Annotated in this window: 20 protein-coding genes and 3 pseudogenes; 13 read left to right on the top strand and 10 right to left on the bottom strand. The window is 75.5% G+C overall.

What is annotated here, in order from left to right; genetic code table 11:
- The first annotated feature begins 4 nt into the window (after positions 1-4).
- Both ACVMYR_RS19165 and ACVMYR_RS19170 read left to right on the top strand, forming a co-directional pair.
- Positions 5-730, top strand: a complete 726-nt coding sequence (locus tag ACVMYR_RS19165) for a hypothetical protein (RefSeq protein ID WP_457122351.1) — start codon at positions 5-7, stop codon at positions 728-730.
- Positions 731-792: 62 nt separating this feature from the next.
- A complete protein-coding gene (locus ACVMYR_RS19170) occupies positions 793-1,482 on the top strand; it encodes a class F sortase (RefSeq protein ID WP_431896190.1) in 690 nt (229 codons plus the stop codon).
- 50 nt (positions 1,483-1,532) lie between these two features.
- Here the strand turns inward: ACVMYR_RS19170 and ACVMYR_RS19175 are convergent, their stop codons facing one another.
- Together ACVMYR_RS19175 and ACVMYR_RS19180 are read right to left on the bottom strand one after the other, a co-directional pair.
- Complete coding sequence (locus ACVMYR_RS19175; protein WP_457122352.1) at positions 1,533-2,243, bottom strand: VOC family protein; 711 nt, start codon at positions 2,241-2,243, stop codon at positions 1,533-1,535.
- 74 nt (positions 2,244-2,317) lie between these two features.
- Complete coding sequence (locus ACVMYR_RS19180) at positions 2,318-3,055, bottom strand: DUF4386 domain-containing protein (protein ID WP_077937176.1); 738 nt, start codon at positions 3,053-3,055, stop codon at positions 2,318-2,320.
- A 107-nt stretch (positions 3,056-3,162) separates the two neighbouring features.
- On the opposite strand from ACVMYR_RS19180, the gene ACVMYR_RS19185 reads away from it, so the two are divergent.
- Entirely contained in the window at positions 3,163-3,876 is a 714-nt protein-coding gene (locus ACVMYR_RS19185) for a TetR/AcrR family transcriptional regulator C-terminal domain-containing protein (RefSeq protein ID WP_457122353.1), read from the top strand.
- A gap of 16 nt (positions 3,877-3,892) precedes the next feature.
- Here the strand turns inward: ACVMYR_RS19185 and ACVMYR_RS19190 are convergent, their stop codons facing one another.
- From ACVMYR_RS19190 to ACVMYR_RS19200, 3 genes are read right to left on the bottom strand one after another with little or no spacing between them, the layout of a single operon-like run.
- Positions 3,893-4,225 (bottom strand): antibiotic biosynthesis monooxygenase family protein, encoded by a 333-nt coding sequence (locus tag ACVMYR_RS19190; protein ID WP_077937171.1) that lies wholly within the window; start codon positions 4,223-4,225, stop codon positions 3,893-3,895.
- A 13-nt stretch (positions 4,226-4,238) separates the two neighbouring features.
- A complete protein-coding gene (locus ACVMYR_RS19195) occupies positions 4,239-5,036 on the bottom strand; it encodes an exodeoxyribonuclease III (RefSeq protein ID WP_353898684.1) in 798 nt (265 codons plus the stop codon).
- A gap of 37 nt (positions 5,037-5,073) precedes the next feature.
- Complete coding sequence (locus ACVMYR_RS19200) at positions 5,074-5,994, bottom strand: proteasome assembly chaperone family protein (protein WP_077937173.1); 921 nt, start codon at positions 5,992-5,994, stop codon at positions 5,074-5,076.
- A gap of 448 nt (positions 5,995-6,442) precedes the next feature.
- Here ACVMYR_RS19200 and ACVMYR_RS19205 point away from each other — a divergent pair, with 448 nt between their 5' ends.
- From ACVMYR_RS19205 to ACVMYR_RS19215, 3 genes are all read left to right on the top strand, one after another.
- Positions 6,443-7,444, top strand: coding sequence for a peptidase M23 (locus tag ACVMYR_RS19205; protein ID WP_457122354.1), 1,002 nt, complete (start codon positions 6,443-6,445; stop codon positions 7,442-7,444).
- A 135-nt stretch (positions 7,445-7,579) separates the two neighbouring features.
- Positions 7,580-7,726, top strand: coding sequence for a hypothetical protein (locus tag ACVMYR_RS19210; RefSeq protein WP_176734219.1), 147 nt, complete (start codon positions 7,580-7,582; stop codon positions 7,724-7,726).
- Positions 7,727-7,773: 47 nt separating this feature from the next.
- Positions 7,774-8,592 carry an EcsC family protein gene (locus ACVMYR_RS19215; protein ID WP_457122355.1) on the top strand — a complete coding sequence of 273 codons (819 nt, stop codon included), beginning with the start codon at positions 7,774-7,776 and terminating at the stop codon, positions 8,590-8,592.
- Positions 8,593-8,662: 70 nt separating this feature from the next.
- Here ACVMYR_RS19215 and ACVMYR_RS19220 read toward each other — a convergent pair whose 3' ends face one another.
- Positions 8,663-9,511, bottom strand: a complete 849-nt coding sequence (locus tag ACVMYR_RS19220) for a GDSL-type esterase/lipase family protein (protein ID WP_077937178.1) — start codon at positions 9,509-9,511, stop codon at positions 8,663-8,665.
- Positions 9,512-9,730: 219 nt separating this feature from the next.
- Here ACVMYR_RS19220 and ACVMYR_RS19225 point away from each other — a divergent pair, with 219 nt between their 5' ends.
- From ACVMYR_RS19225 to ACVMYR_RS19250, 6 genes and pseudogenes are all read left to right on the top strand, one after another.
- Positions 9,731-9,994, top strand: coding sequence for a DUF6343 family protein (locus tag ACVMYR_RS19225; protein ID WP_077937179.1), 264 nt, complete (start codon positions 9,731-9,733; stop codon positions 9,992-9,994).
- Positions 9,995-10,006: 12 nt separating this feature from the next.
- On the top strand, positions 10,007-11,419 hold the full coding sequence (locus tag ACVMYR_RS19230) for an NADP-dependent succinic semialdehyde dehydrogenase (RefSeq protein WP_457122356.1): 1,413 nt from the start codon (positions 10,007-10,009) through the stop codon (positions 11,417-11,419).
- A gap of 31 nt (positions 11,420-11,450) precedes the next feature.
- Positions 11,451-12,413 (top strand): TIGR03885 family FMN-dependent LLM class oxidoreductase, encoded by a 963-nt coding sequence (locus ACVMYR_RS19235; protein WP_457122357.1) that lies wholly within the window; start codon positions 11,451-11,453, stop codon positions 12,411-12,413.
- 37 nt (positions 12,414-12,450) lie between these two features.
- Positions 12,451-14,025 carry a Na+/H+ antiporter gene (locus tag ACVMYR_RS19240; protein ID WP_396788255.1) on the top strand — a complete coding sequence of 525 codons (1,575 nt, stop codon included), beginning with the start codon at positions 12,451-12,453 and terminating at the stop codon, positions 14,023-14,025.
- Positions 14,022-14,279: a UBP-type zinc finger domain-containing protein gene (locus tag ACVMYR_RS19245; RefSeq protein ID WP_396788256.1), complete on the top strand. Its 258-nt coding sequence runs from the start codon at positions 14,022-14,024 to the stop codon at positions 14,277-14,279. The genes ACVMYR_RS19240 and ACVMYR_RS19245 overlap by 4 nt, the downstream gene beginning before the upstream one ends.
- A gap of 136 nt (positions 14,280-14,415) precedes the next feature.
- Positions 14,416-14,979 (top strand): annotated as a pseudogene (locus ACVMYR_RS19250) (snapalysin family zinc-dependent metalloprotease); the annotation flags it as partial.
- A 97-nt stretch (positions 14,980-15,076) separates the two neighbouring features.
- On the opposite strand, the gene ACVMYR_RS19255 reads toward ACVMYR_RS19250, so the two are convergent.
- On the bottom strand, positions 15,077-17,698 hold the full coding sequence (locus ACVMYR_RS19255; protein ID WP_457122358.1) for a glycoside hydrolase family 9 protein: 2,622 nt from the start codon (positions 17,696-17,698) through the stop codon (positions 15,077-15,079).
- A gap of 208 nt (positions 17,699-17,906) precedes the next feature.
- Here ACVMYR_RS19255 and ACVMYR_RS19260 point away from each other — a divergent pair, with 208 nt between their 5' ends.
- Positions 17,907-18,635, top strand: coding sequence for a PP2C family protein-serine/threonine phosphatase (locus tag ACVMYR_RS19260; protein ID WP_043962844.1), 729 nt, complete (start codon positions 17,907-17,909; stop codon positions 18,633-18,635).
- Positions 18,636-18,816: 181 nt separating this feature from the next.
- Here ACVMYR_RS19260 and ACVMYR_RS19265 read toward each other — a convergent pair.
- The 3 genes and pseudogenes from ACVMYR_RS19265 to ACVMYR_RS19275 all read right to left on the bottom strand — a co-directional run.
- Positions 18,817-19,830: pseudogene (locus ACVMYR_RS19265) on the bottom strand (ATP-dependent helicase C-terminal domain-containing protein); the annotation flags it as partial.
- Positions 19,831-20,043: 213 nt separating this feature from the next.
- Positions 20,044-21,549: pseudogene (locus ACVMYR_RS19270) on the bottom strand (helicase-related protein); the annotation flags it as partial.
- Positions 21,550-21,579: 30 nt separating this feature from the next.
- Positions 21,580-21,780, bottom strand: a complete 201-nt coding sequence (locus ACVMYR_RS19275) for a DUF397 domain-containing protein (protein ID WP_077937186.1) — start codon at positions 21,778-21,780, stop codon at positions 21,580-21,582.
- Between the last annotated feature and the right edge of the window lie 2 nt (positions 21,781-21,782).

Raw genomic sequence — 21,782 nt, forward strand, 5'->3', positions numbered from 1 at the left:
GGTCATGGGGGCAGCCACGCACCAGTGCGCCGGACCGGCCACGGGCCCCGGCACGGGGCTGGCCGCGCGGATCGGCGCCGCGTTCGCCGTCGCCGTCGCCGCGTTCGCCGGCCCGCTCGCGGCGGGTGCGCGGGCCGCCGGGGCACCCGAGGCCGTCCCCGTGGCCGCCCCCGTCCCCGAGCCCCCGGTCGGCCCGCCCGGCCCGGCCGGTGGGCAGCAGCCCGGCTCGCAGCCCGGCTGGCTCGTCTTCGTCGAGGTCACCCCCAGCACCGTGCAGCCCGGCTACCTCGTGGGCATCCGGGCGAGCTGCCACGACAACTCGGTGCCGGCGATCGTGGTCTCCGACGCCTTCGGCCGGGTCGCCGTGCACCCGCAGCGTGGCCTGCTCACCGGCACCCCGATGGTCCGCGAGCGCATCTGGCCGGGCAACTACCGGGTCAAGCTCGAATGCCGGGGCGGCGAGACCGCCACCACGATGCTCCAGGTGGTCAAGAAGCAGCCCTCGCCCGCGCCCACCCACAAGCCGACCTACCAGCCGACCCACCATCCGACGTACCCGCCGACGCACCATCCCAGCCGGGGGCCGAACACGGGCTTCGGTGGCACCGCCCGGGGCGCCACCGACGGGCTGCTGCTGCCGGGCGGCGTGGCGTTGACCGTGGCCGGGGTGACGATCGGCGTGGCCACGGCCCGTCGACCGCGGTCCCGCCGCGGCGGAAAGCGCAGCTGAGGCCGGCCGTGGCGTCGGCAGGTACCGCCCCGCGTGCGGCGTCCGCGCGTACCGTCCGGGCGGTGGCGTCCGCGCGGACCGCCCCGGGCGCGGCGTCCGCGCGCACCACCGGGTTGGACGGCCGCCGCCGGCCCTGGTCGGTGCCGGCGGCCGTGGCCCTGGTGCTGCTCGGCGTCTTCGCCACCGGCGCCGGCCTCGGCCGCGCGGCGGGGCCGTTCGAGTGGGCGACCCGGCCGGCCGAACGGGCGGCAGCCGCCGTCGACGACGCGCCGCGGCCGGCCGTGGGCCGACCGGTGAGCCTCCGGGTGCCGGCGATCCGGGTGTCCGCGCCCGTCGGCCCGGTCGGGCAGGCGGCCGACGGGTCGATCGCCGTGCCGCCGCTGAGCGCCGCCGCCGAGACCGGCTGGTACGACCGCAGCGTGATCCCTGGCGAGCCGGGCCGGGCCGTCATCGTCGGCCACGTGGACACCCGCGACGGTCCGGCCGTCTTCTACGACCTGGGCAGGCTGCGGGCCGGCGACCGGATCGAGGTGACCCGCGCCGACGGCGACGTGGCGGTCTTCGCGGTGGACTCCGTCGAGCACTTCGGCAAGGACGAGCTGCCCGCCGACCGGGTGTACGGCGACGACGGCCCGCCGGAGCTTCGGCTGATCACCTGCGGCGGCGCGTGGGTCGGCGGCCGCACGGGCTACGCCGACAACGTCATCGCCTTCGCCACCCTCCTGCCCCCCGACCCCCGACAGCCGCGGTGATCAAGAGGTTTGCGTCATCGCCGAGATCGACTCTGCCGCCTTTCTCTTGATCACCGAGGCGGGGCGGGCAGGGTGAACTCGTTGCCGTCGGGGTCGGCCAGGACGACCGCACCGTCCGCGCCCGTCTCCAGCCGGGTCGCCCCGAGGGCGACCAGCCGGTCGACCTCGGCCTGCTGGTCGCCTGCGGGCGGGGCGAGGTCGAAGCGTTGCCGGTTGCGTGCCGTCTTCGGGGCCACGGGCGGGCCGCCCCACGCGACCTTCGTGCCACCGTGCGGTGACTGGATGGCGGTCTCCTCGTCCTGGTCCCACACCAGCGGCCAGTCCAGCGCCCGGCTCCAGAACAGGCCGACCTCGCGGGTGCCGTCGCAGGCCAGCTCCCCGAGCAGGCCGCACCCGGCGAGGAAGCGGTTGCCCGGCTCGATCACGCAGAACTCGTTGCCCTCGGGGTCGGCCAGCACGATGTGCCCCTCCTCGGGGCGCTGCCCGACGTCGAGGTGGCCGCCGCCGAGCCCCAGTGCCGTCGTCACCAGGCGCTGCTGGTCGGCGGGGTCGGTGCTGGTCAGGTGCAGGTGCAGGCGGTTGGCTCCCGCCTTTTCGGTGGGGCTCGGGACGAACCGGAGGCTGGGCTGGGTGTCGTCGCCGGGGAGGAGCGCGCCACGGGCGTCCCCGGTGACCTCCCGGCCGAGCATGCCGGCCCAGAACCGCGCCAGGCGAACGGCGTCGTGCGCGTCGAAGGTCACCGTGAGCAGTGGCGAGGGCATCCCCGCACAGTAGACACGGGCCCGTGGGTGGGCAACGCAAATAGCCCGGGCTGGGAACGGTGGGGTGGGGCCGGTCAGGCGGTGGGTCCGGCGAGGATCGGGGCCGGCCGGAAGCCCTTGACGACCAGCCAGACCCCGAGCGACAGCTCCCACGCGGCCACCGGGATGGTCAGCACCGCCGAGAGCGCGGACGCCTGCTCGTTGAGCCCGAACATGGTGGCCACGGCCGAGGCGACGAGCAGGGGCGCCCCGACGAGCCCGAGCACGGGAATGATCCGGGGCACGAGCGCGGAGCGGTACATCAGGTAGCCGAGCAGCAGCGCGTTGGCGGCGGGGACGAGGCCGGGGCCGAGCAGGAACGTCCAGTCGCGGACCGCGACGAGCGACGCGCCGACGGCGACGAGGGTGGGGGCGTCGGTGCCGGCCGTGGAGGTGAACTGCTGCCGCAGCGTCACCACCGCCAGCAGGCTCGCGACGCCCACGACGATGATCGCGGCTTCGAGGACGCGGGCGGTGACGAAGCCGAGCGCGGCGGCCTCGTGCTGACGCCTGACCACGGGGAAGAGCGCGACGGCCGTGCCCACGCAGGCGACGGCGTTGACGAGGTCGAGCAGGCAGCCCGCGATCACCCGGGTGTCGCTGCCGGCGCTGACGATGTAGTCGGGGTTGCTGAGCACCGGGTCGATGAGCGCCACGGCGGGGAGCGAGGCGAGGAAGGTGATCAGGTAGAACACGCCCGCGACCAGCGCCGTCCTCCTCCCGGGCGAGCCCACCCGCATCCGTGTGGCTGTGGTTCCCGTGCTGGCGGTCATCTCCACCCTCCCCTTCCCCGGCGGCGAGGTGTACGTCGTACACCTTCGCGGCCCACGGTAAGGTGTACGACGTACACCGTCAAGGGCGCGATCGTGGAGGACTTGTCATGCCGGGCTTCGACGTGGGTGCGCGCGAGCGGCTCAACCGGGAACGCGTGCTACGGGCGGCCGTCTCGCTCGCCGACGAGGCCGGAATCGCGGCGGTGAGCATGCGGCGGCTCGCCCAGGACCTGGGCGTGGTGCCGATGGCGCTCTACAAGCACGTCGCCGACAAGGAGGAACTGCTCGACGGGATGGTGGACACCGTCATCGCCGGGATCGCGCCGCCGGACCCGGGCCTGCACTGGAAGAGCGCGGTGCGGCAGCGGGTGCTCGCGGCGCGGCGGGTGGTGGTCCGGCACCCCTGGGCGCGGCAGGCCATCGAGTCGCGCACCAGCCGGACGCCGACCGTCCTGGCCCACCTCGACTCGCTGGCCGGCGCGTTCCTGGCCGGCGGCTTCTCCGCCGACCTCACCCACCACGTCATGCACGCCCTGGGCAACCGGGTCTGGGGCTTCAGCCCCGAGCTGTTCAACGCCCCCGAGCCGGCCGCTCCGCGACCGCCCGCCCCGGACGAGCAGGAGGCGACGGCACGCGAGTTCGCGCGGCGGTTCCCGCACATCCTGGCCATCGCCACCGCGGCCACCGGGGGCGACCTGGCGGCCGTGGGTCAGGGCTGCGACGAGCAGTTCGAGTTCGAGTTCGCCCTCGACCTGCTGCTCGACGGCGCCGAACGGCTGCACCGGGCGGGCTGGCGGTCGGCCGCGCCGGCGGTGCCGTGACGGGTCGAACCCGGGGTCAGGACCCCTGCCCGTCGGCGGCCGGCACCTGCTGGACCACCTCGAACTCCAGCAGGGTCGCGCCGGTGGAGACCGGGCGTCGCTGCTCGCCGCCCGCGCCACCCGCGTGCGCGGCCCGCGCCGGCCCGGCCGCCCAGTTCTGGTACGCCTCCTCCGACTCCCAGCGCGTGTAGACGAAGTAGCGCGTCTCGCCGCCGACCGGGCGCAGCAGCTCGAAGCCGAGGAAGCCGGGGGAGCCCTCCACCGCGCCGGCCCGCGCCGCGAACCGCCGCTCCAGCTCCTCGCCCGCGCCCTCGGGGACATCGATCGCGTTGATCTTCACGACTGCCATGGACCCACCCTACTCAGAACGCCTCCACCGCCGGGACCAGGTCGGCGTCCACCACGATCGGGGCGTGGTCGGAGGGACCCTTGCCCTTGCGGGCCTCCCGGTCGACGTACGCGGCCCGGACCGCGCGGGCGAACGGCGCGGACGCGTAGACCAGGTCGATGCGCATGCCCTTGTTCTGGTGGAACATCCCGGCCCGGTAGTCCCAGTAGGTGAACGGGTGCGGCCCCTTCATCGGGGTCGGCACCACGTCGGCCAGCCCCAGGTCGCGCAGGGCGGCGAGGGCGGCCCGCTCGGCCGGCGTGACGTGGGTGGAGGTGACGAACAGGGCGGGGTCCCACACGTCGGCGTCGGTCGGGGCGACGTTGAAGTCGCCGCAGACGGCCAGCGGCAGCCCGCCGGTCAGCTCCTGCTCCAGCGCGTCGCGCAGGGCGGCGAACCAGGCCAGCTTGTACGCGTAGTGCGGGTCGTCGGGAGCGCGGCCGTTCGGCACGTACACGGACCAGACCCGCAGCCCGTCGCAGGTGGCCGAGACGGCCCGGGCCTCCGGCTCGGGGAAGCCCGGCTCGCCGGGGAAGCCGACCGTCACGTCGGCCAGCCCGACCCGGGACAGGATCGCCACCCCGTTCCACCGGCCGTCGCTGTGGCTGGCCACCGTGTAGCCCAGCTCGCCGACCTCGGCCACCGGGAACGCCCCGTCCGGGCACTTCGTCTCCTGGAGGCAGACGACGTCGGGGGCGGTGGTGGCCAGCCAGTCGAGCAGCCGGGGCAGGCGGGCCTTCACCGAGTTCACGTTCCAGGTCGCCAGGCGCATGCCTCCAGCCTGCCGCATCCCCGCCCCGGCCGCCCGGTCAGCTGCCCGGGGTGTCGCCCGGCCGGCCCTGCTCGGCCAGGAACCGCTCCAGCTCCGCCCCCAGCTCGTCGGCGGTCGGCAGCGGACCGCCCTCGGTGGCGAGCAGGTTCTTCTCGCCCCGCCCCCGGGCGAACGCGTCGTACTGCTCCTCCAGGGCCGAGACCAGGGCGGCGGCGTCCTCGGTCTGGGCGACCTGCCGGTCGATCTCCACCCGCACCACCTCGGCGGCCGAGCGCAGGCCGTCGCGGGGCAGCAGCAGGCCGGTGCTGCGCGACACCGCTGCCAGCAGCACCTCGGCGGCGGCCGGGTACTCGGCCTGGGCGACGTAGTGCGGCACGTGGGCGGCGAAGCCGAGCGCGTCGCGGCCCTGCTCGCCGAGGCGGAACTCCAGCAGGTGCCCCACGCTGCCGGGGACCTGGACGCGCTGCAGCCACGGCTCGTACCCGGAGATCAGCTCGCGGCGGGTGGCGTGCGCGGTCACCCCGGTCGGGCGGGTGTGCGGCACCGCCATCGGGATCGAGTTGAGCCCGACGGTGAGCCGGACGTCGAGTCGGGCGGCCAGCCCGCCGACCGCGGCCACGAACCGCTCCCACTGCAGGTCCGGCTCGGGGCCGCTGAGCAGCAGGAACGGGGTCTCGTCGTCGTCGTGCAGCAGGTGCACCTCCAGCTTGGGGGCGTCGTACTCCTCCCAGTGGTCCTCGACGAAGGTCATCGGGGGACGCCGGGACCGGTAGTCGTAGAGCTGGTCGACGTCGAAGCTGGCGACGGGGCGGGCGTCGAGGGAGGAGAACAGCTGCTCACGGGCCAGCCGGGTGGCGCTTCCGGCGTCGACGAAGCCGGTGAGGGCCTGGAGCAGGACCGGCTGTCCGAGTTCGGGCAGATCGTCGGAGAGCTCGTAGAGCTCGTGTGGGTCGAGCACCGGTGCGGACCTCCCTGGGCTGGCGCGTACGGGACCGTGACGCGCACGGCTCCCGGTTCGGGCAACGTACCCGCCATCCTCGTGCATTCCTGCGTCGGGCGGTCCCACGCCCGATCCATGATCACAATCAGGCAACGGCCCCGGTCCCCGGCTGCCCTCCCGACTCGGCGGGCCGCCCTGCCGCCACCCTCGGGGATGGGTCGGACGGGTGAGGCGGGGTCGGCCGATCGGCGGGGTGGGCGGGGAGGGGGCGGGTCGCCCGGGTTTCGGGACGTTGTCGGCCGCCCGGTGCGCCCGTCGATGCGTACCAGAGGTTCGTCCGGCCCGTCCCGTCCGCGCCGGGCCGTGACGGCGGTCGCCCGGGTGTCCGCATCGCCGGCCCGTCGGTGTGGCGAGGGCCACCTTGAGGGCCTGGGTTATCCCGGAATGACCTGCCTAGCCTCGTCGAATGCGTGACGACGGCATCCTCGACGACCAGCGCGGCCCGGACACGGCGGCGGGCCGTTCGGACGTTTCCCCCTCGTCCGAACGGCCACCCACCACCATCGCCGGCGGCGCACGCCCCGGGCGCCTCCGGACTTCCCTCACTTCCCTCGCTGGCCTGGTTCCTACCCCCTCCGGGTGGCTGCGTAACCTCCCGGTTCCGAACGGGCCGGCGGACCGGCCGGCGGCCGGTGACCCCGGCCGCGTCGGGCCGCCCCGCCGGGGCCGTCGGGCGGGGGTGGCCGTTGCCGCCGGAGTGGTCTGCTGCCTGGGCCTGGCCGCCCTGGCCCAGGCCCGGGAGGAGCCGGCGGGCACCGGGCGGGGCGCGCCCCCCGCCGCCGACGCGGACCTCGCCCGCCGCGCCGCCGCCGAGGCCGCCTCGCGGTCGCTGGACCGCGCGCCCGGCCCGACGCCCACCCCCTCGGCGAGCCCCACGCCCACGTCTGCGGCCAGCGCCCCGTCGGCCACCGCGTCGCCGTCGGCCAGCCGCAAGCGCGCCGCGCCGAAGCGGCCCGCCGACCCCGCGCCGGTGGCCGGCCTGACCCGGGCGCAGATGGCGAACGCGAAGGTGATCGTGCGCACCGGCCGGGAGCTGGGCTTCCCCCGGCGCGGGCTGGTCATCGCGGTGGCCACCGCGATGCAGGAGAGCAACCTCTACAACGTCGCCAGCGGGGTGCTGCCCGAGTCGCAGGAGTATCCGCACCAGGGCATCGGCTGGGACCACGACTCCGTCGGGCTGTTCCAGCAGCGCGCCAGCAGCGGCTGGGGCGAGGTGGGGCAGCTCATGGACCCCGCGTTCGCCACCCGGCAGTTCCTCGCCGCCCTCGCCGAGATCCCCGGTTGGGAGGACCTGCCGCTGACGGTCGCGGCCCAGTCCGTGCAGATCTCCGCCTACCCGGACCTCTACGCCCAGCACGAGTGGCGGGCCGCGGAGGTGGTGGACGCCTTCCTCTCCGCCGGGATGTGACCCCGGTTGCCCGCAGGCGTCCCGCGCGGGGCGTGCCGGCGGCGACCCGTCGGACCCCTCGATCGACCACAGTGGACGATTGGCGCTTGCCGGGGCAGGGTACACATGGAGGAGGACGACCGACAGGAGGACGACATGTCAGCACTGGTGCAGCGGCTCACCCGGTTCCTCCGGTCGCCGCAGGGGCAGCAACTCGTCGACCGGGGCCGCCGCGAGCTGGCCAAGCCGGAGACGCAGCGCAAGCTGAAGCAGCTCGCCTCCCGCCTGTCCAGCCGGCGCTGACCGCGCCGACGCCGCCGCACCGCCCGTCTCCGACCCCGGGAGCCTCCGTGACCGATTCCGCCCCCGTCGACGGCCAGCCCACCGTCCCCCTGCCGGTCGCGTCGCCTCCGGCGGCACCGGCGCCACCGCAGACGGCAGCGGCGGTGCCGGAGGCGGCACCGGGGTTGCCGGTCCCGGCGGTCGCCGCCGAGGACGCGCCGGAGGGGCCGCCGGCCCGGCTCTGGGACCGCATGCGGGAGGACCCGCAGTACGCGCCGGAACACCTGGCCCTGGAGGCGGTGCGCCGCCTCGGGCCGGAGGCGGCGCGGTGGGCCGCCCGCGCGCGGGCGGAGCGCCCCGGTGCCCCGACGGAGGAGCTGGCCGAGCAGGCCGTCCGCCGGTTCGTCAACCGGGCCCGGCTCTCCGGGGCGGTCTCCGGCGCGGCCGGGCTCCCCGGCGCGGTGATCGACGTCGGGGTGCTGGCCTGGACCCAGGCGCGAATGGTCCTGCACATCGCGGCGGCGCACGGGATCGACCCGACGCACCCGGACCGGGCCACCGACCTGCTGGTGCTGCAGAAGGTGCACAAGGTCGCCGAGACCGCCCGCCTGGCGCTGGGGGTGGCCGCCGGGCGGGAGCGCGCCGGGGCCCTCTTCGGCTCCGGCGGGCAGGCCGCGCTCGGCAAGGTGATGCTGCGACTGGGCATCCGGCTGGCCCAGATGGCCGGGGTCCGCGCGGCGAAGCGGATCTTCGCCAAGGTGATCCCGGGGGCCGCGATCATCCTCGGCACCTGGGCGAACTCGTCGGCGACCAAGGACCTGGCCGAGCGGTCGCGGCAGCTCTACCGCAGCATGGGCCCCGCCGGGGGCGTCCCCCGGCCCCGCTGAACGGCCCCGCTGAGCGTGTCCCGCCGGCCCGGCCCCGTCAGCCGAAGCCGGCGGGCCCGGCTCGGCCCGGTCAGTCGAAGCCGGCGGCGCGCCAGGTCACGTCGGCCAGCCGACCCTGGCCGGCGACGTTGGGGTGGAACCAGTCCAGCGCGTTGACCAGGTCGAGGGTGAAGCGGACGCGGTGCACCGCCCCGCCGTCGTAGCGGCACCGCGAACCGTACGCCCGGCAGGCCGACTTCAACTGGGCGTTGTACGCGTCGATGCGGTCCCGCACCTTCGCCCGGCGCGTCACGTCGGCGGGCGCGGTCGAGGTGGCGTTCGCCAGCAGCGCGGGGCACACCCCGTGCCCCCACGCCCGCACCGCCCGGGAATCGGTGTGCCCGACCTCCCAGAGCCGGTACAGGTCGGGGACGCTGACCACCAGCACCCGCGCCTTGGGGCGGCCCTTGCGCAGCACCCGCAGGCCCTCGTCCACCTGCTTGCGGAACGTCGCCGCCGGGGTCATCGCGGCGACGTCGTCGCGGCACGCGTCGTTCGCGCCGATCAGCACCGTCACGTAGTCGGCGCGGTCGCGGACGGCCGCCTCGGCCTGCCCGGCCAGCGCCGCCGCCCGCGCGCCCGGCTTGGCGTGGTTGTGCGCCGCGCCGCGCAGCTTGGGGTTGCGGTCGAGCAGCCGCTGGTAGTGGCTGTCCACCCGCAGCCCGTCACCCGTGGACCAGGAGTTGCGCTCGCACGAGCTGAGCATCAGGCAGGAGCCGAAGCCGGTGCTGATCGAGTCGCCGAGGGCGGCCATGACGGCCGGCGTGCCCGGGACCGGTGACCCGCCCGAGGGTCGCGGGCCGGCCTCGCCGTCGCTCTCACAGGCGAGCGCGACCAGGGCCAGCAGGCAGGCGACGGCGGCGACCCAGCGTCGAGGCATCTTCCTCAGTCCCGCTTCCCCAGTGCTGCTTTCCTGTCGCGTTTCCTGTCGCGCGGCGGAGTGCGACAGCCAGCCAACCCTACGTGCGCCACCGTCGCGGCTGGTGGCCTGCTGTCGGCTTTCCGGCACTCGACGCCCCGGGCGTCCCCGCGTGTGGTAGTCGGCTCGCCCGTGACCCGATGCCCGGTTAACCGGGCCGATCGGGGGTAGCCCGCAGGGATGACGAGATCGCAGCCCCGTCGCGCCCGCGGCACCGTGGGCCACGCGTACAGCGCGTTGAACCTCCGCCTCGTGCTCGCCGGCTTCGGGCTCGTGACCATGGTGATCTTCGCCGTGCTGGCGGTGTGGGCCGGCGTGGGGTGGCTCGGCGTCGTCTGCGCCGTCTTCGCCGTCGTCGCCGCGGTCGACCTGGTCGTCATCCAGCGCCGCCGTGCCGCGCGCCGCCGGGAATCCCCGGGCGCGCGGCACTCGCTGTTCGAGTGACAGGAGTACGAGATGTCCATCGCCACCACCAACCCCGCCACCGGACAGGTGCTCACGTCGTACGACCCCATGTCGGACGCCCAGCTCGACGCCGCCATCGAGCGGGCCGACCTGGCCTTCCACGACCTGCGCCGGACCACCGTCGCCCAGCGGGGCCGGTGGCTGACCGCCGCCGCCGACCTGCTCGACGCCGAGCGCGACGAGACCGCCCGGCTGATGACCACGGAGATGGGCAAGACGTACGCCGCCGCGCAGGCCGAGGTCACCAAGTGCGCCTCGGCGTGCCGGTTCTACGCCGCCCACGCCGAACGGATGCTCGCCGACGAGCCCGCCGACGCCCGCGCCGTCAAGGCCGCCCGTGCCTTCGTGCGCTACCAGCCGATCGGGCCGGTGCTGGCGGTGATGCCGTGGAACTTCCCGCTCTGGCAGGTGATGCGGTTCGCCGCGCCCGCCCTGATGGCCGGCAACACCGGCCTGCTCAAGCACGCCTCGAACGTGCCGCAGACCGCCCTCTACCTGGAGGACCTGTTCCGCCGCGCCGGCTTCGGCGAGGGCTGCTTCACGACGCTGCTCGTCGGCTCGGACGCCGTCGACCGGATCCTGAGCGACCCCCGGGTGCGCGCCGCGACCCTCACCGGCAGCGAGGGCGCCGGCCGGTCCATCGCCCAGATCGCCGGCCGGGAGCTGAAGAAGACCGTCCTGGAGCTGGGCGGCAGCGACCCGTTCGTGGTGATGCCGTCGGCCGACCTGGACCGCGCGGCCGAGGTCGCCACCACCGCCCGCTGCCAGAACAACGGGCAGTCCTGCATCGCCGCCAAGCGCTTCATCGTGCACACCGACGTCTTCGACGCGTTCGCGCAGCGGTTCGCGGCGAACATGGCCGCGCTGCGGGTCGGCGACCCGATGGACCCCGCCACCGACGTCGGCCCGCTGGCCAGCGAACGGGGCCGCGACGAGATCGACGCCCAGGTCCGCGACGCCGTCGAGCAGGGCGCCACCGTGCTCTGCGGCGGCGAGAAGTCGACCGGGCCGGGCTGGTTCTACCCGCCGACCGTGGTCACCGACCTGCGGCCGGAGATGCGGATGTGGTCGGAGGAGGTGTTCGGGCCGGTCGCGGGGCTGTTCCGGGTGTCGTCGTACGCCGAGGCGGTCGAGGTGGCCAACGGGACCGCCTTCGGCCTCGGCGCGAACGCCTGGACCACCGACCCGCAGGAGCAGGAGCGCTTCGCCACCGACCTGGACGCCGGCAACGTCTTCGTCAACGGGATGACGACCTCTTTCCCCGAGCTGCCCTTCGGCGGCGTGAAGAACTCCGGCTACGGCCGCGAGTTGTCCGCGCTGGGCATGCGCGAGTTCTGCAACACCAAGACCGTCTGGGTGGGCCGGGGCGAGGCGACGGCCGGCGCGGGGACGCACGCCGAGTAAACGGGCGCCGGCGTGGGTAGGAGGTGCGCCCATGACGGTGTTCGGCTTCCACGCGTCCCACGAGCAGATCCACCCGGCCAGGCTGCTGGAGGCGGTGATCCACGCCGAGCGGGCCGGCTTCGACGCCGCCATGTCCTCGGACCACTTCTCCCCGTGGAGCGCCCGGCAGGGCGAGTCCGGGTTCGCCTGGTCCTGGCTGGGCGCGGCCCTCCAGGCCACCAACCTGCCCTTCGGCGTGGTCAACGCGCCGGGCCAGCGCTACCACCCGGCGATCATCGCGCAGGCCATCGGCACCCTCGGCGCGATGTACCCGGGCCGGTTCTGGGCGGCGCTGGGCACCGGCGAGGCCAGCAACGAGCACATCACCGGCGACCCGTGGCCCCGCAAGGACGTGCGCAACGCCCGGCTGCGCGAGTGCGTCGACGTGATCCGGGCACTGCTGGCCGGCGAGGAGGTCAGCCACGACGGCCTGGTCACGGTCGACCGGGCCAAGCTGTGGACCCGACCCGAGCAGCCGCCGGCCCTGATCGGCGCGGCCGTCAGCGTGGCCACCGCCCGCTGGTGCGCGCAGTGGGCCGACGGGCTGATCACCGTCAACGCCCCCACCGGCCACCTGCGCGAGATGATCGACGCCTACCGCGACGCCGGGGGCCGGGGCCCGCTGCACCTGCAGGTGCACGTGAGCTGGGCGCCCGAGCAGGCCGAGGCCGAGGCGATCGCGTACGACCAGTGGCGCAGCAACGTCTTCGCGCCGCCGATCTGCTGGGACCTGGAGACCGCCGAGCACTTCGACGTGGTCTCCGCCGACATGCCGCTGGCGAAGGTCACCTCGACGGTCAACGTCTCGGCCGACCTCGGCCGGCACGTCGGCTGGCTCCAGGAGTACGTGGAGCTGGGCTTCGACCAGATCGCCCTGCACCACGTCGGGCAGCAGCAGCGGGCCTTCATCGACTCGTTCGGCGCCCAGGTGCTGCCGAAACTGCGGGCCGCGTGATCGGTGCGCGCCGGATGGGGCCCTAGGCTCGTACCCCATGGAGCCCCTGTTCGAGGTCGTCGTCTTCCTCGCCATCGCGACGCTCGGCGCGGCGCTGGCCCGCAAGCTCGGGCTGCTCGCGCCGATCCTGCTCGTGGTGGTCGGCCTCGCGCTCTCCTTCGTGCCCGGCTTCCCCCAGGTTCGGCTCGAGCCGGACCTGGTGCTGGTGGGCATCCTGCCGCCGCTGCTCTACGTGGCGGCCCTGGAGACGTCGGTGCCGGCGTTCCGGCTCAACCTGCGGCCGATCCTGCTGCTCGCCGTCGGGCTGGTGATCTTCACGGCGTTCGCGGTGGGCCTCGTGGTGCACCTGCTGCTGCCGGCGGTGCCGTTCGCCGTCTGCCTGGCCCTCGGCGCGGTGGTCGCCCCGCCGGACGCGGTCGCGGCCACCGCCGTGGCCCGCCGGATCGGCCTGCCCCGCCGGGTGGTGACGATCCTGGAGGGCGAGAGCCTGATCAACGACGCCACCGCGCTGGTGCTGCTGCGGGTGGCCACGATGGCGACGATCGGCACGTCGGTCGGGGTCGGCGACGTGGCCTGGGAGGTGCTCGTGGCCACCGGCGGCGGCATCGTGATGGGCCTGCTCGGGGTGGTGGTCTTCGGGTTCCTGCACAAGCGGATCACCGACCCGCTGCTGGACAACGCGGTGTCCCTGATCGTGCCGTTCGCGGTGGTCTTCGCCGCCGAGGAGATCCACGCCTCCGGGGTCGTCGCCGTGGTGGTGACCGGCCTCGGGATCGGGCACAAGATGCCGCTGCTGATGTCGGCGGCCTCCCGGCTGCAGATCGGCGCGTTCTGGCGGCTGGTCCGGTTCCTGCTGGAGGGGCTGGTCTTCCTGCTGGTCGGCCTCCAGCTGCGCGAGGTGGTGCGGGACCTGGACGAGCCGCTGGGCTTCCTCGCCGCGATCACCGGCGCGGTGCTGGTCACCGTCTTCCTGACCCGGTTCGTGTGGCTCTTCCCGGCCACCTACCTGGCCCGCCTGGTGCCCCGGGTGCGGCAGCGGGACCCGGCCCCGTTGGCGAAGTTCCCCATCGTCATCGGCTGGGCCGGGATGCGGGGCGTGGTCACCCTGGCCGCCGCGCTGGCCCTGCCGCTGACCCTCGCGCAGGACCGCCCCTACCCCCGGCAGTTGTTCATCTGGCTGGCCTTCGCGGTGATCGTGGTGACGCTGGTCGGCCAGGGCGCGACGCTGCCGGCGGTGGCCCGCCGGCTGAAGCTGCCCCCGGACGACCCGGTGCAGGACGCGCTCTCGGCGGCGGGCGTGCAGCAGCAGGCCAGCCGGGCCGCCCGGGAGCGGCTGGACGAGCTGGCCGAGTCGGCGCCGACGGCGGTCGTGGAGCGGCTGCGCCGGGTGGCGCAGGAGCGCACCAACCTGGCCTGGGAGCGGCTGGGTGGCACCGAGCGGGAAACGCCGTCGCAGGCGTACGGTCGGCTGCGGCAGGAGATGATCGACGCGGAGCGGGAGGTGTTCCGGGCCGCCCGTGACTCCGGCCGGATACCGGAGGAGGTGCTGGTGCGGGCGTACCGCGACCTGGACCTGGAGGAGTCGCTGTTGCGGCGGGAGGAGGAGTCATGAGCTGCGAGCACCTGGCGGGGGCGGGCACGGCCGAGCCGGCCACCACGACGGAGTGCCCGGACTGCGTGACCGTCGGCAACGCCGACTGGGTGCACCTGCGGTCCTGCCTGACCTGCGGGCACGTGGGCTGCTGCGACTCGTCGCCGTACCAGCACGCGTCGAAGCACTTCGCGGAGAGCGGGCACCCGGTGATGCGCTCCATCCAGCCGGGGGAGGCGTGGCGCTGGTGCTTCGTCGACGAGGAGATCGGCTGACCGGCCACCCCGGGAGGGCGGGGCCGACGCGGCTCGTATGACGCAGCCGCTATGCGGGCGGATCGGCCAGGCTGGATCTATCATCGACGCACATCGATCGGGGCGGTGTTGCCGCCGTGACCTCCGAGGAGTGCGTGTGATCCGACGACACCTGCTGCGTACGGCCGGAGCCCTGGCCGCGACCGTCCTGGCCGCCGCCGGGGTGCTGGCCGCCACCGGCACCAGCGCGTCCGCCGTCCGCACCGTCTACTACGACGCGAGCCGGGCCGGCGAGTTCCGCACCAACTTCGACCAGGCCGCCCAGATCTGGAACAGCAACGTCAGCACCGTCCGGCTGCTGCCCGCCACCCCCGGCAACATCACCATCTACGTGGACAACGGCTGGCCCCGGGCGCAGACCACCTCGCTGGGCAACGGCCGGGTCTGGATGGGCTGGGAGGCGGTGAACGAGGGCTACAACCGCACCCGCATCGCCACCCACGAGATCGGCCACATCCTCGGCCTGCCCGACAAGCGCACCGGCCTCTGCTCCGACCTGATGTCGGGCAGCAGCGCTCCGGTGTCCTGCACCAACGCGACCCCCAGCGCCGCCGAGGCGTCCCGGGTCAACCAGCTCTTCGCCGGTGGGCTCGCCGCGACGACGGCGGTCGGGAAGACGTACGTCTGGAACGCCGACGACGCCGGCGGCGTCACCGCCGGGATGCAGGGCGTCGCCTGACCCGCAAGGCACCGCCTGCGGCCGGAACGCCGAAAGGGTGGCCCCCCGAACAGGAGGCCACCCTTTCCGGCTGGACGGGTCAGGACAGGGTGCAGGGCGCGCCGTTGACCGTGACCAGGCCCGGCGCGGGGTTCGCGCCGCCGCCGGTGGTGGCGTTGAAGCCGAAGGTCGTGGCGCCGCCCGGGTCGATCCGGGCGTTGTACGACTCGTTCTTCGCCGTCACGGTGGCCCCGGACTGGGTCACCTTCGCCATCCACGCCTCCCGCACCTTCTGGTCACCGGTGAAGGCGAACTTCGCGGTCCAGCCGTTCACGACGGCGGTGCCGGTGTTGCGGATGGTCACCTGGGCGGTGAACCCGGTGCCGCCGTGCCAGGTGCCGTAGTTGTCGTACGACACCGAGCAGGTGGGCACCGGCACGGCCGGCGCGTCGTCCTGGTCGGCGAGGAACGAGGCCAGCCAGGTCAGCGCCGAGTTCCAGTTGATCGCGATCTCGTTGGTCGAGTACGAGTTGATGTCGTCGACGTAGCAGAACATCGGCTTGCAGCCGGCGAGCAGGTTCGACGAGAACGGGTCCTGCAGGCCGGCGTTCGCGCCACCGGCGAGGGAGCCGGCGGGCGGGTTGGGCGAGGTGGGGTCGAACTGGTTGGCGTACATCCGGCTGTGCTGGTTGCGCGCGGTGTGCTCGCCCCACCCGGTCACGTACGAGATGTTGAGCGCGTTGCGGCCCAGCAGGTAGTCGGCCGCCTGCACGGCCCCGTCGCGGTACTTCGCGTCGCGGGTCAGGTCGAAGGCGGTGCCCAGCACGACCGCGTTGTTGGTGATGTTGCCGTTGGCGCCCCAGAAGTAGCTGTTGGCGTCGCCGGGCATGGGCAGCCCGTACGCCTGGCCGGCGGCGATCTCCAGGTAGCGGTCGGCCGCGGCGGTCACCGAGGCGCGGACCCGGGTGCGCTCGGCGGCCGGCAGGCCGCTGGGGACGGTGGCCAGGTCGAGGCGGCCCAGCGCCGCGACGCCCTGCCAGCCGAAGCCCTGGTCGCCGAAGACCGCGCCGGTGTGGTGCTTCGAGGCGGTCAGGTCGGTCAGGTACGCGGCCTCACCGGTGGTCAGGAACAGCTCGGCGGCGGCCCAGTAGAACTCGTCGCTGACGTCGGTGTCGTCGTACGTGCCGCCGCCGGTGCCGTCGGTGGGGCTGGCGTAGATCGCCGGGTGCGCCTTGGCCGCGGCGTACGCGGTCTTCGCGGCGGTGCCGCAGCGGGTGGCGAACGCGGCGTCGTACGGGGCGAACAGGCGGGCGCACTGGGCGGCGACGGCGGCCAGGTTGAGCGTGGCGGCCGTGGACGGCGGGTGCAGCTCGCGCGGCTGCGGGTCGGCGGCCGGGTCGAGCGGCAGGCCCGTCCAGTTCTTGTCGTGGATCTTGTGGTGGGCCATCCCGGCCAGCGGCTTGCCGGCCGGCACCTGCATGCGCAGCAGGAACTCCAGCTCCCAGCGGGCCTCGTCGAGGATGTCGGGCACGGCGTTGCCGCGCTCGGGCACCCGCAGCGTGCTGTCGGCCAGCCCCGCGCCGCCGTCGGCGGTGGCCGCCGTCTTGGTGCGCTCGAAGGTGTTCAGCAGTTGGTAGGTGGCGATGCCGCCGTTGACCACGTACTTGCCGTGGTCGCCCGCGTCGTACCAGCCGCCGCGCACGTCGAGGGAGTAGTCGCAGACCCCCGGCTGGCAGGGCACGCTGGTGTCGCCCTGGTTGGGGGCGACGCCGAGGTGACCGGCGGCGCGGGCGTACTCCTCGCCGACCAGGTCGCCGTCGATGGCGATGCCGCTGCGCTGGATGTAGAAGAACTGGAGGGCGTCGCTGCGCAGCTTGTCGTAGAGGGTGCCGGAGATGTCGAACGGGTGGCTGGTCTCGCCGTCGGCGACGAGCGTGTAGCCGGTGCCCGGCGTGCGGAACGACGAGAAGTCGACGGTCTGCACGTTCTGCCCGGACGCCTCGTCGACCCCGCGCGGCTTGCTCTGCCCGCTGGCCACGACCGCGCCGGCGGCGGAGCGCAGCTGCCAGGCGAACGGGGTGGTGGCCTCGGTGACCACGGTGGCGTTCTTCGGGCCGCCCGGCAGGTAGCCGACCTGGTTGACCCGCACCCGGGGCCCGGTGTCCGGCTCGTACGGCACCGGCGGCTCGCCGCCGCGCAGCGAGACGTTGTCGAGGCAGATGGTCTGCTCGGCGGCGGCACCGCCGACCTGGAAGATGATCTGCGCGCTCGGGTTGTCCTCGCTCGCGGTGAACGTCTTGGTGAAGTGCGCGCTGGTGCCGGTGGCGGCGGCGTCCACGCTGGCGTACTGCGTGTAGGGGGCGGCGCCGAGCTGGAGCACGGCCTTGACGCTCGCCCCGGGGGTGGCGGTGATGTCGAAGGACAGCTCGTACTCGGAGCCGCCGGTCAGCGGCACGGCGTCCTGCCCGATGCCGGCGTCCCAGGGGTTGGCCAGCCCGCCGTCGACGGTGGCGCAGAGCCGGCCGTCGGTCACCCCGAGCGGGCCGGTGCCGTAGGAGAACCAGGGGGAGACGCCCTCGCTGAAGTCGCCGTTCTTCAGCTGCTCGGGGGCGTCCGGGGGGACCTCGGCGTGGGCCACACCGGCGGTGGTGCCGGTGAGAGCCAGGGCGGTCGCCGCGGCGAGTGCCGCGAGGCGGCGTCGACGTCGTCGGGATGGCGTCACGGGGGATCCTTCCGGGGGACGGGGCTGCGCCGATGCTGGGAGCGCTCCCACTATCCGCCTGATATTTCCAGCGGGTGTCTGCCGTGTCAATTGAGGTGGCTGAATAAGATTGATCGGCCCGTCCCGCCGCGTGAGATTCGCCGCGCCACGCGGCGTCGTCGCGATCTCCTAGAGACAACTGCGCCCTCCAACTGGCAGGCTGCGTGCCATGACCCTGAAGCTGCGTTCCGTGGGGGCGAGCGACCGCGGGCTGATCCGCAGCGGCAACCAGGACGCCCTGCACTCCGGCACCTGGCTCGTCGCCGTCGCCGACGGCATGGGCGGGATGGCCGCCGGAGACCTGGCCAGCCGCATCGCGATCGACGCGGTCGGACCCCTGGACCTGGCCACACCCGAGGACGCCCTCGTCGCCGCCCTGCAGAGCGGCATCGAGCAGGCGACCGCGCGGATCGCCGAGGCCGTGCGCGAGGACCCCGAGCGGCAGGGCATGGGCACCACCCTGACAGCCCTGCTCTTCGCCCGCACCGGAAGCTGCCTCGCCCTGGCCCACGTCGGCGACTCCCGCGCCTACCTCTACCGGGAGGGGGTGCTCAAGCAGATCACCCGCGACGACACCTTCGTGCAGATGCTCGTCGACCAGGGCCTGATCACCCCCGACCAGGCCGCGAGCCACCCCCGCCGGGCCGTGGTCACCCAGGCGTTGCAGGGCGGCGAGGTCTCCCCGGCGTACGCGACCATGGTGCCCCGGGCCGGCGACCGCTGGCTGCTGTGCAGCGACGGCCTGTCCAACGTGGTACGTCCGGACACCCTCGCCGAGGTGCTGGCCGGGCACCCGGACCGCGACGAGTGCGCCCGGCGGCTGATCGACCTGGCGCTGCGCGCCGGCGGCCCCGACAACGTCACCGTCGTGATCGCCGACGTGGTCGCCGAGGACTGACCCGCCGCCCGCCTGCTGGCCGCCCGCCGGCCGGGTGGCCGCCGCCCGGGTGGCCGCCGCCATGTCGGCGACATCGCGGTATCCGGGCCCTCGGGACACCCCCATGTCGCCGACATGGCGAGCCCGAGCCCGGCGGGGCCGGGCCGGCGGGGCCCGGGCCCCGAGCCCGGCGGGGCCCGGGTCAGCGGCGGCGGGGGGCCGCCCGGCGGGTCGGCTCGGCCGTGGTCGGGTCCTCCGGCCAGGGGTGGCGGGGGTAGCGCCCGCGCAGCTCCGCGCGGACCTGCGGATAGCCCGTGCGCCAGAACGACGCCAGGTCGGCGGTGACCGCCACCGGCCGCCCGGCCGGGGAGAGCAGGTGCAGCAGCACCGGCACCCGGCCGCCGGCGACCCGGGGCGCGTCGGCCCAGCCGAACGTCTCCTGGAGCTTCACCGCGAGCACCGGGGCGGCCGGGTCGGCGTAGTCCACCCGGACCCGGGAGCCGCTGGGCACGGCGATCCGCTCCGGGGCCAGCTCGTCCAGCCGGGCCGCCAGCGACCAGGGCAGCAGCCGGCGCAGCGCGGCCACGACGTCGACCCGGGCCAGGTCGGCGCGGCGGCGGGCCGCGGCCAGCTCCGGGCCCAGCCAGTCGGCCACGCCGGCCAGCAGCGCGTCGTCGGTCACGTCCGGCCAGTCCGGCCCGAGCGCGTGCCGGCAGAACGCCATCCGCTCGCGCAGCGCCCGCGCGGCCGGCGACCAGGTGAGCAGCGCCAGGCCGTCGCGGCGCAGCCCGTCGCGCAGCGCGGCGGCCACCAGCTCCGGCCCGGGGTGGGCCAGCGGCCGGGCGACCAGCTCGATCGCGCCGAGGCGGACCACCTCCCGGGCCACCACGTCCCCGCCGGACCAGGCCACCTCCCGCCCGGAGCGCAGCAGCGGACCGCCGGCCTCCCGCGCCGTCGCCTCGTCCAGGCCGGCGGCCAGCCGCACCCGGGCGGTCGGCGCGCCGGGGGACCGGTCGGCCACCGCGACGGCCAGCCACGCCGTGCCGGCCAGCGCCGACCCCGGGGCCAGCTCCGCCGCGGTCCCGCCCGCCATCAGGTACGTCGACCCGCCGGCCCGCCGGAGGCGGGCCAACCGCTCCGGGTACGCCAGCCCGACCAGCAGCCCGGCGGCCAGCTCGTCGGGCAGCGGCCCCTCCGGCCGCTCCCGCCCCGGCGCGCCGTCGGCGCGGTCGCGCCCCGGCTGGTCGGTTCGGTCCCGCCCCGACGTGCCGTCGGTGCGGTCCCGTCCCGGCGGTCGGTCGGTCCGGTCGGGCCCCGGCGTGCGGTCGGCGTGGTCCCGCCCCGGCGGCTGGCTGATCCGGTCCCGTCCGGGCGTGCCGTCGCGGCCGGGGGCGTCGGGGCGCGCCGAGGTCGTCGGGGCGGTCGCCCCGGTGGGCAGGGCGGCGCGCAGCCGGCGGGTCTCGGCGCGCCAGCGGGCGGTCGCCGCCGGATCCGTGCCCGCCCGCAGCCGCCGCCACGCGGCGGTCAGGTCGTCGCCCGGCCCGGCGACGGTGTCGTCGGCGAGCAGCGCGACGACCTCGGCGGCCCGGTCCGCGCCGACCACCGGCGCGCCGTCCAGCAGCGCCCGGGCCAGCCGGGGGTGCGTCCCGGCCCCGGCGATGGCCCGCCCCCGGTCGGTGATCCGGCCCGCGGCGTCCAGCGCGCCGAGGGTGGTCAGGGTGTCCCGGGCGACCGTCATGGCGGCGGCCGGCGGCGGGTCCGGCAGGGCCAGCCCGGTGCCGTCCGGGTCGCCCCAGGCGGCCAGCTCCAGGGCGAAGCCGGTGAGGTCGGCGGTGGCGATCTCCGGCTCCGGCTGGGCGGCGAGCCGGGCGTGCGTCGCCTCCGACCAGCAGCGGTAGACGTGCCCGGGTGCCTCCCGGCCGGCGCGTCCGGCCCGCTGGGTCGCCGCCGCCCGGGACACCGGCACGGTGACCAGCGCCCCCAGCCCCCGGGACAGGTCCACCCGGGGCACCCGGGCCAGCCCGGCGTCGACCACCACCCGGACCCCGGGCACGGTCAGGCTGCTCTCCGCCACGGCGGTGGCCAGCACCACCCGCCGCCGGCCGGCGGGGCGCAGCGCCGCGTCCTGCTCGGCGGCGCGCAGCCGCCCGTGCAGCGGCAGCAGGTCCACGGTGCCCCGCAGGGCGGCCAGCCGACCGGTCACGGCGGCGATCTCGCCCACCCCCGGCAGGAAGACCAGCACGTCCCCGTCGTGCTGGGCGAGCGCCCGGCGCACGGTGGCCGCCACGTGGTCCAGCAGCGCCGGGTCGACCCGGCCGGAGGCGGTCACGGGGGCCGGGCGGGGCGGCGGGGCCCAGACCCGGGCCACCGGGTGCAGCGCAGCCTCCGCCCGCACCACCTCGGCCGGGATGCCTCCGGTGCCGAGGAGCGCGGCGAAGCGGCCCGCGTCCGGGGTCGCCGACATGGCCAGCAGCCACAGGTCCGGGCGCAGGGTCTCGCGCGCCTGCGCGGTGAACGCCAGCGCCAGGTCGGCGTCGAGCTGCCGCTCGTGGCATTCGTCGAGCAGCACCGCGCCGACGCCGGGCAGCTCCGGATCGCGGTGCAGCCGGCGCACCAGCAGGCCGGTGGTGACCACCTCGACCCGGGTGGCGGCGCTGACCCGGCGCTCGCCGCGCACCGCGTACCCGACCCGGTCGCCGACCCGCTCGCCGAGCAGGGCGGCCATCCGGTGCGCCGCCGCGCGGGCGGCCACCCGGCGCGGCTGGGCGAGCACCACCCGGCCGGCGACCGCCCCGGCCACGGCCAGCGGGGCCAGGGTGGTCTTCCCCGTGCCGGGCGGTGCGACCAGGACCGCGCCGCCGGCCGCGCGCAGGGCGTCGAGCAGCGCCGGCAGCGCGGGGCGGACCGGCAGGTCGAGGGTTACGTCGGCGAGCACCGTCCTACTGTCGCACCGGCCCCCCGGGCGTCAGCGGGGGCGTACGGCGTCGAGGCCCGCGACGAACGCGCCCCACGCCTGCGGTGCGAAGACCAGCGCGGGGCCCCCACGGTCCTTGGAGTCGCGGACCGCGACCCGACCGTCGGCTGTGGCCACCTCGACGCAGTTGCCGTTGCCGCTGCTGCGGCTGCTGGTCCGCCAGGCCGCCCGGGACAGGTCGAGCGCGGTCATCC

The sequence above is a fragment of the Micromonospora sp. PTRAS2 genome (genome assembly GCF_054052245.1).